Here is a 16,181-nt window from a genome sequence, read left to right as displayed (position 1 = left end):
TTATGGTCACGGTCCGGCATTCGCACAGCACTGAATATAATCCGGGTGAAACCACCGCCTGGCTCAGTTCACTTGGCCTGCCGGAGAAAAAAATTAGCTGTTTGCTCGAAGCCGAACAATGGTTGCAGCAGCATGGTTTGACCGAAGAAACCTGTCCCCAGGTCAGAACAGGCTGGGAAATGGTGGAAATCCTGGCTGATTTGCGGATGGACAAAGATGCGCTGACGGCGGCTTTGTTGTTTCCGTTGATTGAAGCGGCCATTTTAACCTGTGAAGAGTTGACTGATCAGTTCGACCCGCCAGTGCTGGTGATGCTGGCAGCGGTGAAACAGATGGAAGCGATCCGGACTATTCCGGTGGGACCAGGCCAGACACCGAACGCACAACAAGCGGATAATCTTCGCAAAATGTTGTTGACCATGGTGGAAGATGTCCGGGCTGTGGTGATTAAACTGGCGGCGCAAATTTGTTATCTGCGGGATGTGAAAAACGCCGATGAAGAAACTCGGGTGCTGGCCGCCAAACAAACCAATGCCATTTTTGGCCCACTGGCCAACCGGCTCGGCATTGGACAGCTGAAATGGGAGCTGGAAGATTTAGCCTTTCGTTATCTGCATCCAAAAACTTATAAACAGATTGCCACTTTGCTGGAAGACAAACGGCTGGGCCGCGAACAGTATATGCAGGATTTTGTTGCTGCCGTGCGGCAGCGAATGAAAGACGAGAACCTGCCGGTTGAGGTCTATGGCCGGCCTAAGCATATTTTCAGTATCTGGAAAAAAATGCAGAAAAAACATCTGGCGTTTGACCAGTTGTATGATATCCGCGCTGTCCGCATCGTGACTGAAAAAGTGCAGGACTGCTACGCCGTGCTCGGTATTGTCCATACCTCATGGCAGCATTTACCGAAAGAGTTTGACGATTATATCGCCACGCCCAAGCAAAATGGTTACCAGTCGATCCATACCGTGGTTCTCGGGCCACAAGGCCGGCCTATTGAAATTCAGATCCGCACCCGGCAGATGCATGATGACGCCGAACTGGGCGTGGCGGCGCATTGGCGCTACAAGGAAGGTGGCCCGGCTGGCCGCGAGGGCGCGCTGGATGAGAAAATCGGTTGGTTGCGCAAAATTCTGGCCTGGCAGGAAGAAGTGGTGGATTCGTCACTGGCCGAGGAGCTGCGTAATCAGGTGACCGAAGATCGGGTCTACGTCTTTACGCCCAAAGGTGATATCGTCGATTTACCCCTCGGCTCCACGCCGCTGGATTTTGCCTATTATGTCCATTCCAATGTCGGGCATCGCTGTATTGGTGCCAAAATTTCCGGCCGGATTGTGCCTTTTACCTATCAGCTAAAAACCGGTGATCAGGTGGAAATTCTGACCGGCCGCGAACCGAATCCAAGTCGTGACTGGCTGAACCCGAATCTGGGTTATTTAAAATCGAGCCGGGCCCGTTCTAAAGTCCAATATTGGTTCCGCTTACAAGACCGGGATAAAAACTATGCCGCCGGCAAAGATTTACTGGATACCGAATTATCCAGACTGAACCTGACGCTGGATCAGCCGGTGAAAGTGCTGCAAAGATTTAATGTCAATTCGATGGAAGAGTTACTGGTTGGCATTGGTGGCGGTGAAATTAAAGTCACCCAGGTGGTGCATTATATTCAAAGCCAATACGCCAAAGCGGAGCCGCCGGAGATTGATCCACGGCTGATCAGTAAACCTATGGCGCCGACGCCTGCCAAAAGCCATGTGGTGGTGCAGGGGGTTGGTAACCTGATGACGCATATGGCCGGTTGTTGTCAGCCATTGCCGGGTGATGCCATTGTCGGTTATATCACCCAGGGCCGCGGTATTGCCGTGCACCGCGATGATTGTGATCAGTTTAAGAATCTGCAGGAGCAACATCCGGAGCGGGTGGTGGAAGCGACCTGGGGTGATCAATATGCCTCTGGCTATGAAGTGACGATCCGGATTGTGGCACATGATCGCAACGGTTTATTACGTGATATCACCAGTATTCTGGCCAACGAAAAAGCCAATGTGCTCAGAATGAGCAGTAATTCTGATGTTGCGCGGCAGACCGCCATTATTAATATGACCTTAGAGCTGTATAATCTGGATTCGCTGAATAAATTGCTGACCAAAGTCAGTCTGATTGACGATGTGATTGAGGCCAAAAGGTCCCATTAGCCGGGTAACCACCCAAAAGCCGGGTTTGTGTACCGCACAAGCCCGGCCCCCTCCTCGAACGGAATGCTATATGTCTAAAAATATCAATGATTTACTGGCAATTATGGCCAGCTTGCGTCATCCAGAAACTGGCTGTCCCTGGGATAAAGCGCAGACTTTTCAAAGCATTGTGCCTTATACCATTGAAGAGGCTTATGAAGTGGCGGACGCCATTGAGCGGGCCGATTTTGCCGATTTAAAAGATGAGCTGGGTGATTTGCTGTTTCAGGTGGTGTTTTATAGTCAAATGGCGGCTGAACAAGGTCGGTTTGAATTTGCCGATTGTATCGAAGCCATTTGCGACAAGCTAACCCGGCGTCATCCGCATATTTTTCGGACCACGGACCACACTGGCGCTTCAGATGCAGCGAGCGCACTGCAACAGTGGGAAGCGCAAAAAAGTCAGGAGCGCAAAGCGGCCGGGCTTGCGAGTGTGCTGGACAATGTGCCGGCCAGTCTGCCGGCACTGAGCCGGGCCTATAAATTACAAAAACGTTGTGCCAGTGTTGGCTTTGACTGGCCTTCGGTCGATGGCTGCTGGGAAAAAGTCAAAGAAGAAATTCTTGAGGTTGAACAAACTGCGCCTGGCTCGGCGGAGCTGACCGATGAACTGGGCGATTTGATGTTTGCTTTGGTCAACGTGGTGCGTAAGCATGGTTTAGAGCCGGAAGCGGTATTACGTCAGGCCAATGCCAAGTTTGAACGGCGCTTTCGCCAGGTTGAGCAGTTGTTGCAGCATAGCACGCCGGTTGGGGAGGCCAGTCTGGACATGATGGAAGCCGCCTGGCAACAAGCCAAACAACAGTGTTAACTAGGCGCTGTTGGCGCCTGGGATCATCTGCCCGCTGAGTGCAATTTGTCAGTCACGTAGTAATACAGCTATGCTGTGCTTTTTACGCTATCAGGCCAGACTGTGATGAGTAATAGCCAAGCCCCTTCGAATACAATCAGTCCTTTGCAGAGCAGATTTGAGCCAGCCAGAGTGCCGCATTTGTTATACTGCTGGGAGTTAGGTCAGGGTTATGGTCATGTGCTGAACTTTCGTCACCTGGCTCAGCTCTTGCTCGATGCTGGCTGGCGGGTCAGTTGCCTGGTCAGCCAGCCGGAAACGGCGCGCGCATTATTGCCAGCAGCGGTCTTGGTGGCGGCATGTCCGGCGATTGTGCGGCACAAACGTTTTATGCCCACCCGCAATCTGGCGGAAATTCTGCATAACAATGGTTTTGCCGATGAAGCCATCTGCTCTGAGCGTATCGACAGCTGGCTTGTGCAGATCCAAAAGTTACAGCCCGATCTGATGTTGCTGGATTATGCGCCAACCGCGCTGCTGGCTGCAGAGCTGGCGGGGGTGAAAAAAGTGCTGCTTGGCACTGGTTTTTTTATTCCGCCGCAGCAAAGTCCGTTACCGGATCTGCTGGAAAGTACTGCCGAGGCCAGTTCTGCCGAAGCTGAAGTGCTGGCGTTGTGTAACCGCCGGCTCAGTGGTGCGGGCCGGCCGGAGCTGTCTGCGTTAAGTGAACTGTTTGCCCGGGTTGAACTGCAGTTTTTAACCACCTTGCCGGAATTTGACCATTACCCACAGCGTCAGGATGGCGACTATTGGGGACCCGCTTTTGAGTTAGGGCAAGGTGTCACGCCAGTCTGGCGCGGCAATGGTCAAATGCGGATTTTTGTTTACCTGCACCGCGATTATCCGCAGTTGTCACAGTTACTGACTGAACTTGCCAGGCTGGATGCGGATGTGTTGCTGCATCTGGCCAAAGTCGATGCCAGCTTTATGGCGGCCTGGCCGGGTCTGAACTGGAGCAGTCAGCCGATCCGGCTGGAAACTGTTTGTCAGGATGCTGATCTGGTGATTTGTCATGCCGGTCATGGCACTATTGCCGGTATGTTGTTAGCTGGTAAACCCATGTTATTACTACCAAAACAATTAGAACAATTATTACTGGCGCGGCAGTTATGCCGCCAGCATCTGGCTTATTTTTTAATGCGGGAAGCGCCGATGTCGCTGCTGCCTGATCTCATCGCTAAGATGCGGCAAGATCAGTTGTTAGTGGCGAAATTACAGCAATTTAAAGCGATGTATCAGGGCTTTGACCGGCAAGAACAAACCGAGGGCATGCGGGATGCCCTCATTGATTTGCTGTAACTGCGTGAAACTAACTTTGGCGGCGACGACGGAATGCCAGACCGGCCAGTCCTAAACCAGCTAATAACAGCGGGGCTGGTTCAGGTACTGAGCTGATGCGGATATTCTGGTCATTAAAAGCAACTGGTTGACTATTAAAACCATTTGGATCACCAAACTGGGCATAGGAATAGCCGGTAAAACCATAATAACCATAACCACCATAGCCATAATCGCCATAACAATCTTCTGCGATAGCATTGGTGCTGAATGTATCATCGCTGTTTTGCAGTTGATTTACTGCGGTCGGAACTTGCCCACCACCACAGCCTTGTAAATGGTTGCCTTTGACAAAGGTTTTGATGCTGTAAGACAGATTCAGCGAGTCGCCAGCACCTAACAAACCGAGATTCAGCGTACTGGCATATTCGCCCCAACTGGCGTAGCTACTGCCATCGGTATAACTGACCAGATTGGTGCCTGAAGCTGTGGCGGTAAAACCATCAGCCAGATTGTTAGTGAGCGTATACATACTGTGCCAGATGGAGCTGCCGTTCAGCAGAATATCCACCATATAACCCGCCACTGAAAACTCTTCGGCGGTGCTGAAGTCGTAATTACTGGCAGTCAGGGAGCCGAAATTAATCCGAAAATCATAACTGTAGTTTTGCATCACGCCGCTGTCGTTGAGTAAATCAACCACCTGAGTGACACTGGAGTAATGGTGGTAATAAGCCCCTTCACCCCGAGACCGCGAATACATCCAGCCTTGATCGTTACCGGCAGCTGCACCATCCGAAGTGGTGGCGCTTGACCAGTACGAATCACTGACATAACTACTGACAGGCGACTGATCGTTGTTTTCGTTGCTGATGGATTCATCCTGCGCGTGTTTATAACCGGAGTTAGTCAGGATGTTGTAGTTCAATAAAGTGGCTTGCGCGGGCAGCAGGCTGACGCCTAACAGCGTTGCAATCAGCACACTAAGTTTACGCGGAGTGAGGGTGTTGTTCATTATTTAATTCCTTCTAGCCAAAATCACATACCAATGCAGACATAGCAGTAATAATGCCAATGTGCTAACTCATAAAATTTTAATAATTTTCATGTTGTTATGTTGCTCCTGAAAAGGAAACTGACAAAAACTGTAAGATAAACTGACAAAAAAAGCGCCAGCCAGCAGTTTTTACTGCGGCTGGCTGCGAAATTAAGGCGAGGAACTACTGGCAGTGTCTAACAGTAGTTCTTGTACCGCAGCTGCCTGAATGTCAGCCCGATCAAATAACATCGGTTGCCACTGAGTCCGACTAAAGAGCAGGGTTAAATCGTTAAAATGCGGTGACGCCGGATCATGGGACTGGCCATACGCATGCAGCATTTCCGCTTTCGGTCCGTTGGCGGTAAATTGCAACGCCATGACAAAACTACTGCCGTAATTGATACGGTAACCATAGTCAGGGCCTGTGTTGCTGGGTTGGCTCGATAATAGCGAGTCAACAACGGCATCGCCGGTGCTGACATTGGCTAAATCCGCCGTACTGCGCGAGGGAAGTAAGCGTTCAGCCATATTAAATAAGCCTTCGAAGGAATAGCCACCAGCCATCGCGACTTTGGGAGCGGCAGCTGATTTTTGCAGAAACTGAATGTCTGCCAGCGCGGCATTGGGTGCAATCCCTGCTTGCTGTAATCTGACCACTGCTGCTGCCAGCGCCCGCAGCACCGGATCTTGCTCTGGGCTGGCTGCGGTATAAGGCGCTAATCCGGCAGGAGTGGTGGCTGGATGCGTCGGATCAAAAGGCGTGGCATATAAAGTAGGGCTGAGATTGGCTTCACTGCTACGGCGAAAAGCCAGCAAAAATTCGCGCAGCACATGAGCGCCACGGCTGTCGGTGCGATACAGGCCATCCCATTGTTGCAAGGCTTGACAGGCCGCGGTCAAATCAACTGTAGTGCCGTGGTACTGGATTTGCGGAAATTGCTGGCAACGACTCGCCAATGCCAGTCGAAGTTCAGCGCCAAACAATGAACCTTGCTGACTGAATACAGCTTTTAGCTCGGTAAAATTAAATTTGCCATCAGCGCCCGCCAGTTGATGGCTATCCTCGCCCGTAATCAGCAACGCATTGTAGCGGGTACGTGGGCTGCGTTCAGTTCGTTCAGGTCCATAGGCCAGGCTGTAGCCTTCCAGCGGAGCTTGCAGATTGCTCAGCCAGTGGCTGCTGTTGGCATTAAACACATAATCAGGGCGCTCCAGCTGCGGTGCCAGACTGAATGGCACCAACCCCGGTACTTTACTTTGCGCATGCAACTGCCATTCAAAAGCCGGATCGCTGCCTGGCAGCAGAATATTGCCGGCACCCTCCTGCCAAATCGGCGCCAGCTGCGGACTGCGGCTCGCCTGAGCCCAATATAGCTCAGCGGTTTGACTCAGCAATGGCACCTGGCTGCCATCGCCATACCAACTATTGCCTTGGGCGTCCGCCATGATGGTATTGACCCAGGGAATACCTTGCTGTTGATGAAAAGCCTGCACAAATTCTGCTTTGTTTCTGGCTTTGCCAAGCGCCAGCCAGTGTGGCAGCAATCTGGCATTACCGGCATTGGCATCCCGCATGGTGATGGCGCTGCGCTGACTCCAGCCCAGCGCCGGTGACAGGCTGGTTAAATCCAGCATAGGTCCATAATGGCTGCTGTATAAAGTACGACGCACCGTTTGCAGGCTTTGATCAGCCTGTAACACGGCAACCTCCATTGTTTGAGCGCTGATGTCGCGATAACCATCGCCATAGCGATAGCGCAGCGGGTTGGCCGGATCCAGTTCCAACTGATACAAAGTGAAACGTTTGGCCTGGGAGACCGTATGAGTCCAGCCAAGCTGGCGGTTAAAACCAATCAGCACCGCTGGCATGCCAATCATGCTGACGCCAGCCACATCGAGCTCACCCGGAATAGTCAGATGTTGCTGAAAAAAACGTAGCTCGCCATCCCAGGGAAAATGCGGATTGGCCAGCAGCATGCTGTGGGCACCGGCCGTTTTTTGTTGCCCGAGTGCCCAACCATTACTGCCGATGCCTTCGATAGTGGCTGAAATCTTGATGTTGGGCGTCGCCAACTGTTGTGATGCGGAGGGGGGAGCCGCTATTGCCATCGCCGGTAAAAAATTACGACTGCTGGCCAGACTGGCTAAATCCAGCTGAAATGCCAGCAGTAATTCGGCAGTGATAGGAGTCACCCAGCTCATGCCACGGCACGGTGTCGGGTAGGCCGCCGGGCTGCCAAACTCTGCCAGCCGTTTATTCCAGCCCCGACTGAAGCCTTGCAGCAGTAATTGACTATCCAGCGGTAAAGTACTGAGTAGTTGCCGCGCTTGCTGCGGATAATTCAGCGCTTTATAGGCAAAATCGGTCAGCAGATTTTTCTGCTGGCTGCCAGCGCCAAAAAAACGCGATTTTTCACCCTGTAGTTTTAATAACTGCTCGGCCAGGGTGCAGAGATTGTCGCTGGCCTGTACATAACCGATGCCATAACCCAGTGCGCTATAGGTTTTGGCTTCAATATGTGGAATACCAAAAGCGGTATAGGTAATACTGACCTGCGACTCGGTTAATTCAGTATGGCCTGAGCTGAATTCTTGTTGTTGCAGGCAGCCGCCCAGCAACAGGACGCCAAACAAGAGGACGACGGCAACTTTCATAGTGACTCCATGTCTTTGGTGTGAGCTTTGAAAGTAGCATAATCCGGCACAGCTGTAGCTTTTGCTTTTTAAATCAGATTAACCAAAGCTTTCGATTGAGCCTGACGGGCAGCTTTGCTATACTTTCCGCCCGTCCTGATATCAAATCTGCATCTGTCTGAAGCATCTGTGTTTAAACACAGCTAAGCTATTGATTGCAGTTTGATCTGATATCCAAATTCAACGTGCCTCAGGGGTCTCATGACTACAAGATACATCTTCGTGACGGGTGGGGTTGTCTCATCTTTAGGTAAAGGTATTGCCGCAGCATCGCTGGCAGCAATTTTAGAAGCGCGTGGCCTGAAGGTAACAATCCTGAAACTGGATCCATATATCAACGTGGATCCGGGCACCATGAGCCCTATTCAGCACGGTGAAGTGTTTGTCACCGAAGACGGTGCTGAAACCGATCTGGATTTAGGTCATTACGAGCGCTTTATCCGCACTAAAATGACCAAGCTGAATAACTTCACCCAGGGTAAAATTTACTCTGAAGTGTTACGACGTGAGCGTCGTGGTGATTATTTAGGCGCGACTATTCAGGTTATTCCGCATATCACTAATGAAATCAAGGCCCGTGTTGTTGCTGGTGCTGAAGGTTATGATATTGCCATTGTCGAAATCGGCGGTACTGTCGGTGATATCGAATCCTTACCGTTTTTAGAAGCCATTCGTCAGCTTGGCACTGAAATTGGTCGTGAGCGGGCGTTATTTATGCATTTAACCCTGGTGCCTTATCTGGGCACTGCCGGTGAAATCAAAACCAAGCCAACCCAGCATTCGGTAAAAGAATTACGCTCTATCGGCATCCAGCCAGATATTCTGGTGTGCCGGTCAGATCGCTCTATTCCAACCAATGAAAAAGCCAAAATTGCGCTCTTTACCAATGTCGAAGAACGTGCAGTCATTTCGTTAAAAGACGTGTCCAGCATTTATCAAATTCCGGCGCTGTTAAAATCACAGGGCCTAGATGATTTAGTGGTCAGACGTTTTTACTTAAACTGCCCTGAAGCTGACCTGACCGAATGGGAACAGGTGTTGTATCAGGAAAGTAATCCGACCGGTGAAGTCACAATTGGTATGGTCGGTAAATATGTTGAGTTAAAAGACGCTTACAAGTCCGTGAACGAAGCACTGAATCATGCCGGCCTGAAAAACCGTCTGACGGTGACGATTAAATACATTGATTCGCAAGACGTTGAAACCAAAGGCCCAGCCATTCTGGCTGGCCTTGATGGCATTCTGGTGCCGGGTGGTTTTGGTGAACGTGGGGTGGAAGGCAAAATTATTGCCGCCAAATACGCCCGTGAAAGCAAAGTACCTTACCTTGGCATCTGCCTTGGCATGCAAGTGGCACTGATTGAGTTTGCCCGCAATGTGGCAGGGATGAAAGGTGCGCATTCGACAGAATTTAATAAGAACACGCCTTACCCTGTGGTGGGTCTCATCACAGAGTGGCTGGACAGCGCAGGTCAGGTTGAAGTTCGTACCGACGACTCCGACTTAGGCGGTACCATGCGTCTGGGTAGCCAAAACTGTAACCTCAAGGCCAATACCAAAGCCCGTGAAACTTACGGCGCTGACGTGATTAGTGAACGTCATCGTCATCGTTACGAAGTGAACAATCACTTTGTGGCGAAACTTGAAGAGGCTGGCCTGATTATTTCTGGTTTATCTGCGGATAATCAGTTAGTGGAAATGATTGAACTACCAAACCACCCATGGTTTGTGGCGGGGCAATTCCATCCGGAATTTAACTCCACGCCACGCGACGGGCATCCGTTGTTCCAGGGGTTTGTCGCTGCAGCATATAAATATCAGAAACAACAAACGACCAAATAATCTGAAAAGCCGTGCCCTGGTGCACGGCTTTTTTGCTTTGGTCTACAGGGGAAAATAATGTCTGAAATTATCAATATCGTCGCCCGTGAAATTCTGGACTCGCGTGGCAATCCAACGGTTGAAGCCGATGTATTTTTAGCAAGTGGCGTGATGGGCCGTGGTTGTGCACCTTCAGGTGCTTCGACCGGTACCCGTGAAGCGCTGGAACTGCGTGATGGTGACAAGAGCCGTTATTTAGGCAAAGGCGTGCGCACTGCAGTGGCCAATATTGAGGGGCCAATCAAAGCTGCGTTAGTCGGCCAGTCAGCTTATGAGCAGGCCAAAGTCGACCAGATCATGATTGAGCTCGATGGTACTGAGTCAAAATCCAACTTAGGCGCGAACGCTATTCTGGCAGTGTCTTTAGCTGTGGCACGCGCTGCGGCTGCCGATAAAAAAATCCCTCTGTATCAACACATCGCTGATTTAAATGGGACGCCTGGCGTGTATTCAATGCCGGTGCCGATGATGAACATCATCAATGGCGGTGAACACGCGGATAATAACATGGATATCCAGGAGTTTATGGTGCAGCCGGTGGGTGCCAAAACTTTTGCTGAAGCACTGCGGATGGGCGCTGAGATTTTCCATCAGTTGAAAAAAGAACTGCATGCCCAAGGTTTAAATACTGCTGTGGGTGATGAAGGTGGTTTTGCGCCGGATTTAAAATCAAACGAAGAAGCCTTGACTGTCATCTCTAAAGCAGTGGCTGCTGCTGGTTATGAGCTAAATAAAGATATCACCCTGGCGCTGGATTGCGCTGCTTCTGAATTTTATGTTGATGGCAAATACAAACTGTCAGGTGAAGGTAAAGAATTCAGTTCTTATGAGTTCAACGATTTCCTGGCCGGCCTTGCGACTAAATTCCCAATCATCTCGATTGAAGATGGTCTGGATGAATCTGACTGGGATGGCTGGAAAGATCTGACCAACAAAATTGGCGCTAAAGTGCAGCTGGTCGGCGACGATCTGTTTGTCACCAACACCAAAATCCTTACCCGTGGTATCGAGCAGGGCATTGGTAACTCTATCCTGATTAAATTCAACCAGATTGGTTCGCTGACCGAAACGTTGGCCGCCATCAAAATGGCGAAAGACGCAGGTTTTACTGCCGTCATTTCACACCGTTCAGGCGAAACTGAAGATGCCTTTATCGCGGATTTAGCCGTGGGTACTGCCGCTGGTCAAATCAAAACAGGTTCACTGTGCCGCTCTGATCGGGTATCGAAGTACAACCAGTTACTGCGCATTGAGCAGGAATTGGGGGCAAAAGCACCTTACCGTGGCCGGATTGAAATCAAAGGCCAGTAACAGTGCTTCACCTGCCTGAATGCGGTATTGGCGTTTGGGCAGCTCAGTCAGGCCGTTGTCGTGATTGCAGCGGCCTGTGTTGCAGCCGGATGGAAAACAACGAACATCGGTGCATGAACAGCCAAAACGATCTCTGGTTTAGCCCGGAACATCAACAGACTTACACTGAGCTGTGCAACACCTTGTACGAGCAGGAATTGGCTCGTCTGGCACAAACGTCGGCTGAACAGCTGCATACGCTACCTAAGCGGTTACAAAGCTTGCCTTTTTATGTGCGTGAAGCTGCTTTTTTGATGTTAAAACACCCGTCACCACTGCAACTGGACACTGTCAATGCCAGTTGGTTACATGCGCAAAGCCGCCGTTGTCCGCTGCCACATATCGATGCATCTGCCAGTAATTTCAGTTATTACCATCAATATGCCAAGCTAGGGTTGTTAGTGCCTGTTTATGTCAAAGAGCAGCAGATGGAACAAATCCGGCTTGATTCGATTGACGAAATTGACCGGGCGGGTCAGCGCATTCATTGCAACGAACATGGCTGGTTCGCCATGGCTGGTTGGCCACAAGAACCTGATAATCAACAAAAGCTACTGCTTAAACCTGGTAAAACTGTCCTGATGGCGGTCTGTTGTGGTCATCAGTGGCGCAATCAGCAACGCATTCATCCAAGGCGTCTGACGCTGCGGGAAATGTTATTGGCCAGTCGGCTGAACTGGCAAAATTTTGCCAAGCCTCACCCGGCGAAAATAGCTGGCAACAAAAATACCGCCGCTGGCTAAACTGTAGTTCTGCTCAGCCAGTGCCAAGGCTGCATTGCGAAGAGCGCTTTTATTGGCTCAGCTGTGCAAAAACACGCGGCAGGGCTTTTCAGCGGTGGCTGAAGTCTTCATAATAACTGCACTTTCATTCTGCAGGTGCACCATGCGTTTATTAATCCTGATCCTGCTGCTGCTGTGTGCCGCTTTACAGCATCGGCTCTGGCTTGGCCAGCACAGCGTCAAAGAATATCTGCAGCATAAAGAAGAACTCGCCAGTCACCAGGCCAGTAATTTGCAACTGGCTAAACGCAATCAACTGCTGCAAGCCGATGTGGCGGATTTACAAGGCGGATTAGATTCGATTGAAGAGCGTGCCCGTAATGAACTGGGTCTGGTCCGTCAAGACGAAGTCTTTTTCCGCTTATTGACCCCGCAAGGTAAAAAATGACCATTGCTGTTGTGATTCCCGCTGCTGGTGTTGGCCAGCGCATGCAGGCCGATCGGCCGAAACAATATTTACAACTGGCTGGCAAAACCATTCTGCAGCACACCATTAACCGGTTACAGCAACTGCCTGAACTTGGCCCCATCTGGTTGGCGTTATCGGCGGGCGATCCCTATTTTGTGCAAACGCCGCTGGTCTCGGATCCACAAGTGATCAGGGTGGCTGGCGGTGCTGAACGTGCCAATTCAGTGCTGAACGCGCTGCAGGCCATTGATTCCCAGCAATACCCCTGGGTGCTGGTGCATGATGCGGCCAGGCCCCTGGTCCAACTGGATGATATTCGCCAGTTAATCCATCAGTGCCTCGACGCTCAGCGTGGTGGCATTTTAGCCACTCCAGTGCGGGATACCATGAAAAGGTCAGTCGCTGGCTCATGCCCGTTGCATATTCAACATACCGTGGAACGACAACAGCTGTGGCATGCGCTGACACCCCAACTGTTCCCTACGGACTTATTACGCCATTGTCTGAACAGTGCACTGGCAGCGGGAGCTGTGGTCACTGATGAAGCTTCTGCGCTGGAATGGGCGCAACAACCTGTGTTGTTGGTGCCGGGCCGGGCCGACAATATCAAAATTACTCAGCCAGAAGATCTCGTACTGGCACGTTTTTATCTGGAGCAACAATGATCCCATTCCGTATTGGCCATGGCTTTGATGTACACGCCTTTGGTGGCGAAGGCCCTATCACGCTGGGCGGGGTAAAAATCGATTATGCAAAGGGCCTGCTGGCACATTCCGATGGTGATGTGGTGTTGCATGCCGTGTCTGACGCCATCTTAGGGGCGCTGGCACTAGGGGATATCGGCCACCATTTCCCTGATACCGATGCTGCTTTTAAAGGTATTGACAGCCGGATCCTGCTGCGCAAAGTCGTGGCTGATATGCAAAAGCTCGGTTTCCAGACTGGTAATCTGGATGTGACCATTATGGCGCAGGCACCGAAAATGGCGCCGCATATTCTGGCCATGCGCCAGGTGCTGGCTGCGGATTTACAATGTGAGCTACATCAGGTCAATGTCAAAGCCACCACCACTGAGAAACTGGGTTTTGTTGGCCGAAAAGAAGGTATCGCGGTGGAAGCTGTGGTGCTGTTGGTGCAGTCGGCATGACGCGGCATGATGATCAGATGACGGCCAGCGCTGAACGCAGTCCTGTTAGTGTGCCTGATTTTCTGCCACTGGCTTATTTGTATGGGCAGCCACAGGTCACAGGCAAGCTGCGTACTGTCGCCGATGACTTTATCGTTGATGAAGAACTCAGCTTCACCCCCACAGGTCAGGGTGAACATCTGTTGTTATTGGTCGAAAAAATTGGCCAGAATACCCAATATGTGGCGAAGCAAATTGCGGCGGCAGCCGGTCTGAAAGCCCGGCTGGTCAGTTATGCCGGCTTAAAAGATCGCCATGCCGTGACCCGGCAATGGTTTTGTCTGCCGGTGCCGATTAAACAAGAATTAGATTTTCAGCATTGGAATATCGAAGGTGTGCGGATTTTGCAGACTGTTCGTCATCAACGCCGGTTAAAATTAGGCTCGATTAAGCAAAACCACTTTCGGTTAAGATTGCGTCAGATTAGTGATATCGCCGAGGTTGAAGCGCGCTTGCAGCTGATCAAGCAAGGTGTGCCGAATTATTATGGTGAGCAGCGTTTTGGCCATAGCGGTGGCAACTTAGTGCTCGCCGCACGGTTATTTGCCGGCGAAAGTATTCCGGATCGGCAATTACGCGGTCTGGCTTTATCGGCCAGTCGTTCGATGTTATTTAATCAGCAGGTGTCAGCCCGGGTGCAACAAGGGATGTTTTTGACCTTGTTACCAGGTGCTGTGGTGCAATTGGATGGTACAGGCTCAGTGTTTACTGTGCCTGAGTTGACCGAGGATATTAACCAGCGGCTGGCACTGGCAGATTTACATCCAACCGCGGTATTACCCGGCGTCGGCAAAGTGCTGGAAAGTTGCGCTGCGCTCGACTGGCAATTACAACAACTGGCCCCCTATCAGCATTGGGTGCAGGCGTTGTGTGATTTGAATGTCAATACCGAACGCCGTACTACTAGGTTACAGCCAAAAGCACTGAGTTATCAGTGGCAAGGTGATACACTGGAGCTGCAATTTGCGTTGCCGACCGGATGTTTTGCTACGTCTGTGTTACGTGAATTACTGCAGTATCAGGATCTGGGTCGGGAACAAGTGATGTTGGAGTGTTAAATGCGGATTTTATTAAGTAATGATGACGGTGTTTATGCCAAAGGGATCCGGGTATTGCAACAGGCATTAAGCCAGATTGCAGAGGTCAGCACGGTCGGGCCCGATCGCAACTGTAGCGGTGCCAGTAACTCGTTAACTTTGCTTAATCCGTTGCGCACCCAGCAACTTGACAATGGTTTTATCGCTGTCAACGGCACTCCGACCGATTGCGTGCATCTTGCCATCAGCCAATTATTAGCCAAGGCGCCGGATTTAGTGGTTGCAGGTATTAATCATGGCGCCAATATGGGTGATGATGTGTTGTATTCCGGCACAGTGGCGGCGGCGACAGAAGGCCGGCATCTGGGCTTGCCTGCCATTGCGGTGTCGTTGGCTGGTCACAACGACGATTTTTTTGACACTGCGGCCTATGTCACTTTACAGGTGATTAAAAAGCTTAAATCTCATCCGTTACCGGCCGATCAGATCCTGAATATCAATGTACCAGCAGTGCCTTTGGCTGAGTTAAAAGGCATTCAGGTGACGCGGTTGGGGCGTCGGCATAAAGCCGAAACCATGACTGGCACCACAGATCCATGGGGGCGCGCCATTTATTGGTATGGCTCTTTGGGTCCTGAGCTGGATGCGGGTGAAGGCACTGACTTTCATGCTGTGGCGAATGGTTATGCTTCAGTGACGCCGTTGCAGATTGATATGACCGCCTATCGTAGTCTGGAGCCGTTACGTGATTGGCTCAGCGGTATTGAGTTGGCATAATGGCCGTCGCGACGTCGCGCAGCGCAGCGCTGCTGTCACAGAAATTACAACAGGATGGCATTCGTGATCCACGGGTGTTATCGGCCATTGCTCAAACGCCACGGCATTTGTTTGTTGAGATGGTACTGGCGCATAAAGCCTATGAAAACACCGCCTTACCTATTGGCCAGGGCCAGACGATTTCCCAGCCGTATATTGTGGCCAAAATGACTGAACTGCTATTAACCCAGTCAGACGAGTCGCCATGGCAACCGCAGAAAGTCTTGGAAATTGGTACTGGTTCTGGTTATCAAACCGCCATTCTGGCGCAGTTGTTCAATCAGGTCTGTACGGTCGAACGGATAAAAACCTTACAATTTCAGGCCAAGCGTCGGTTGCAACAGCTTGATTTGCATAATGTTGCTATGAAACATGGCGATGGCTGGCTTGGCTGGGCCAGTAAGGCCCCCTTTGATTGTATTATTGTCACTGCAGCGCCGGTACAGGTGCCGCAAGCGTTATTACAGCAATTAACCGAAGGCGGACGTTTGGTGATCCCGGTCGGGGCACAGGAACAGGTATTAAGGATTTTTACCCGCCAGGGTGATGAATTTAAACAAAAAGATGTGGAGTCAGTCCGGTTTGTACCGTTGGTTCCGGGTGAACTTGCTTGAGGCAAAATGGA

General features: G+C 50.9%; 14 protein-coding genes. 12 read left to right on the top strand and 2 right to left on the bottom strand.

The genetic code is table 11. The annotated features are described in order from the left end of the window. Nucleotides 1-2 precede the first annotated feature (2 nt). The 3 genes from relA to AC53GJ_RS15845 all read left to right on the top strand — a co-directional run bounded on the left by relA (nucleotide 3) and on the right by AC53GJ_RS15845 (nucleotide 4,383). Nucleotides 3-2,195 (top strand): GTP diphosphokinase, encoded by a 2,193-nt coding sequence (gene relA / locus AC53GJ_RS15855; protein ID WP_496729123.1) that lies wholly within the window; start codon nucleotides 3-5, stop codon nucleotides 2,193-2,195. A gap of 70 nt (nucleotides 2,196-2,265) precedes the next feature. Further along, nucleotides 2,266-3,045, top strand: coding sequence for a nucleoside triphosphate pyrophosphohydrolase (gene mazG, locus AC53GJ_RS15850; RefSeq protein WP_496729121.1), 780 nt, complete (start codon nucleotides 2,266-2,268; stop codon nucleotides 3,043-3,045). 105 nt (nucleotides 3,046-3,150) lie between these two features. After that, nucleotides 3,151-4,383, top strand: a complete 1,233-nt coding sequence (locus AC53GJ_RS15845; RefSeq protein WP_496729119.1) for a glycosyltransferase — start codon at nucleotides 3,151-3,153, stop codon at nucleotides 4,381-4,383. A gap of 10 nt (nucleotides 4,384-4,393) precedes the next feature. Here the strand turns inward: AC53GJ_RS15845 and AC53GJ_RS15840 are convergent, their stop codons facing one another. Both AC53GJ_RS15840 and AC53GJ_RS15835 read right to left on the bottom strand, forming a co-directional pair. Beyond that, nucleotides 4,394-5,377, bottom strand: coding sequence for a PEP-CTERM sorting domain-containing protein (locus tag AC53GJ_RS15840; protein WP_496729117.1), 984 nt, complete (start codon nucleotides 5,375-5,377; stop codon nucleotides 4,394-4,396). A gap of 192 nt (nucleotides 5,378-5,569) precedes the next feature. Continuing rightward, nucleotides 5,570-8,056, bottom strand: coding sequence for a penicillin acylase family protein (locus tag AC53GJ_RS15835; protein WP_496729115.1), 2,487 nt, complete (start codon nucleotides 8,054-8,056; stop codon nucleotides 5,570-5,572). Between the two features lie 240 nt (nucleotides 8,057-8,296). On the opposite strand from AC53GJ_RS15835, the gene pyrG reads away from it, so the two are divergent. The 9 genes from pyrG (at nucleotide 8,297) to AC53GJ_RS15790 (ending at nucleotide 16,170) form a co-directional block, all read left to right on the top strand. Next, nucleotides 8,297-9,937: a CTP synthase gene (gene pyrG / locus AC53GJ_RS15830; RefSeq protein ID WP_496729113.1), complete on the top strand. Its 1,641-nt coding sequence runs from the start codon at nucleotides 8,297-8,299 to the stop codon at nucleotides 9,935-9,937. 57 nt (nucleotides 9,938-9,994) lie between these two features. Continuing rightward, on the top strand, nucleotides 9,995-11,287 hold the full coding sequence (gene eno / locus AC53GJ_RS15825) for a phosphopyruvate hydratase (protein WP_496729111.1): 1,293 nt from the start codon (nucleotides 9,995-9,997) through the stop codon (nucleotides 11,285-11,287). Nucleotides 11,288-11,400: 113 nt separating this feature from the next. Further along, the gene (locus tag AC53GJ_RS15820; protein ID WP_496729109.1) at nucleotides 11,401-12,069 is read left to right on the top strand and encodes a hypothetical protein; all 669 of its coding nucleotides are present in this window, start codon (nucleotides 11,401-11,403) and stop codon (nucleotides 12,067-12,069) included. 142 nt (nucleotides 12,070-12,211) lie between these two features. Next, a complete protein-coding gene (gene ftsB / locus AC53GJ_RS15815; protein WP_496729107.1) occupies nucleotides 12,212-12,496 on the top strand; it encodes a cell division protein FtsB in 285 nt (94 codons plus the stop codon). Further along, complete coding sequence (gene ispD, locus AC53GJ_RS15810) at nucleotides 12,493-13,182, top strand: 2-C-methyl-D-erythritol 4-phosphate cytidylyltransferase (protein ID WP_496729106.1); 690 nt, start codon at nucleotides 12,493-12,495, stop codon at nucleotides 13,180-13,182. The genes ftsB and ispD overlap by 4 nt, the downstream gene beginning before the upstream one ends. Next, a complete protein-coding gene (ispF, locus tag AC53GJ_RS15805; RefSeq protein ID WP_496729105.1) occupies nucleotides 13,179-13,664 on the top strand; it encodes a 2-C-methyl-D-erythritol 2,4-cyclodiphosphate synthase in 486 nt (161 codons plus the stop codon). The genes ispD and ispF overlap by 4 nt, the downstream gene beginning before the upstream one ends. Then, complete coding sequence (truD, locus tag AC53GJ_RS15800; protein ID WP_496729104.1) at nucleotides 13,661-14,761, top strand: tRNA pseudouridine(13) synthase TruD; 1,101 nt, start codon at nucleotides 13,661-13,663, stop codon at nucleotides 14,759-14,761. Before ispF ends, truD begins: the two co-directional genes overlap by 4 nt. Further along, nucleotides 14,762-15,517 (top strand): 5'/3'-nucleotidase SurE, encoded by a 756-nt coding sequence (gene surE / locus AC53GJ_RS15795; protein WP_496729102.1) that lies wholly within the window; start codon nucleotides 14,762-14,764, stop codon nucleotides 15,515-15,517. It begins immediately after the preceding gene. Continuing rightward, entirely contained in the window at nucleotides 15,517-16,170 is a 654-nt protein-coding gene (locus tag AC53GJ_RS15790) for a protein-L-isoaspartate(D-aspartate) O-methyltransferase (RefSeq protein ID WP_496729101.1), read from the top strand. The genes surE and AC53GJ_RS15790 overlap by 1 nt, the downstream gene beginning before the upstream one ends. The last annotated feature ends 11 nt before the right edge of the window (nucleotides 16,171-16,181 follow it).

It is taken from the genome of Rheinheimera sp. B2H12 (assembly GCF_059620065.1).
This window is presented reverse-complemented; position numbering and strand designations above follow the sequence as displayed.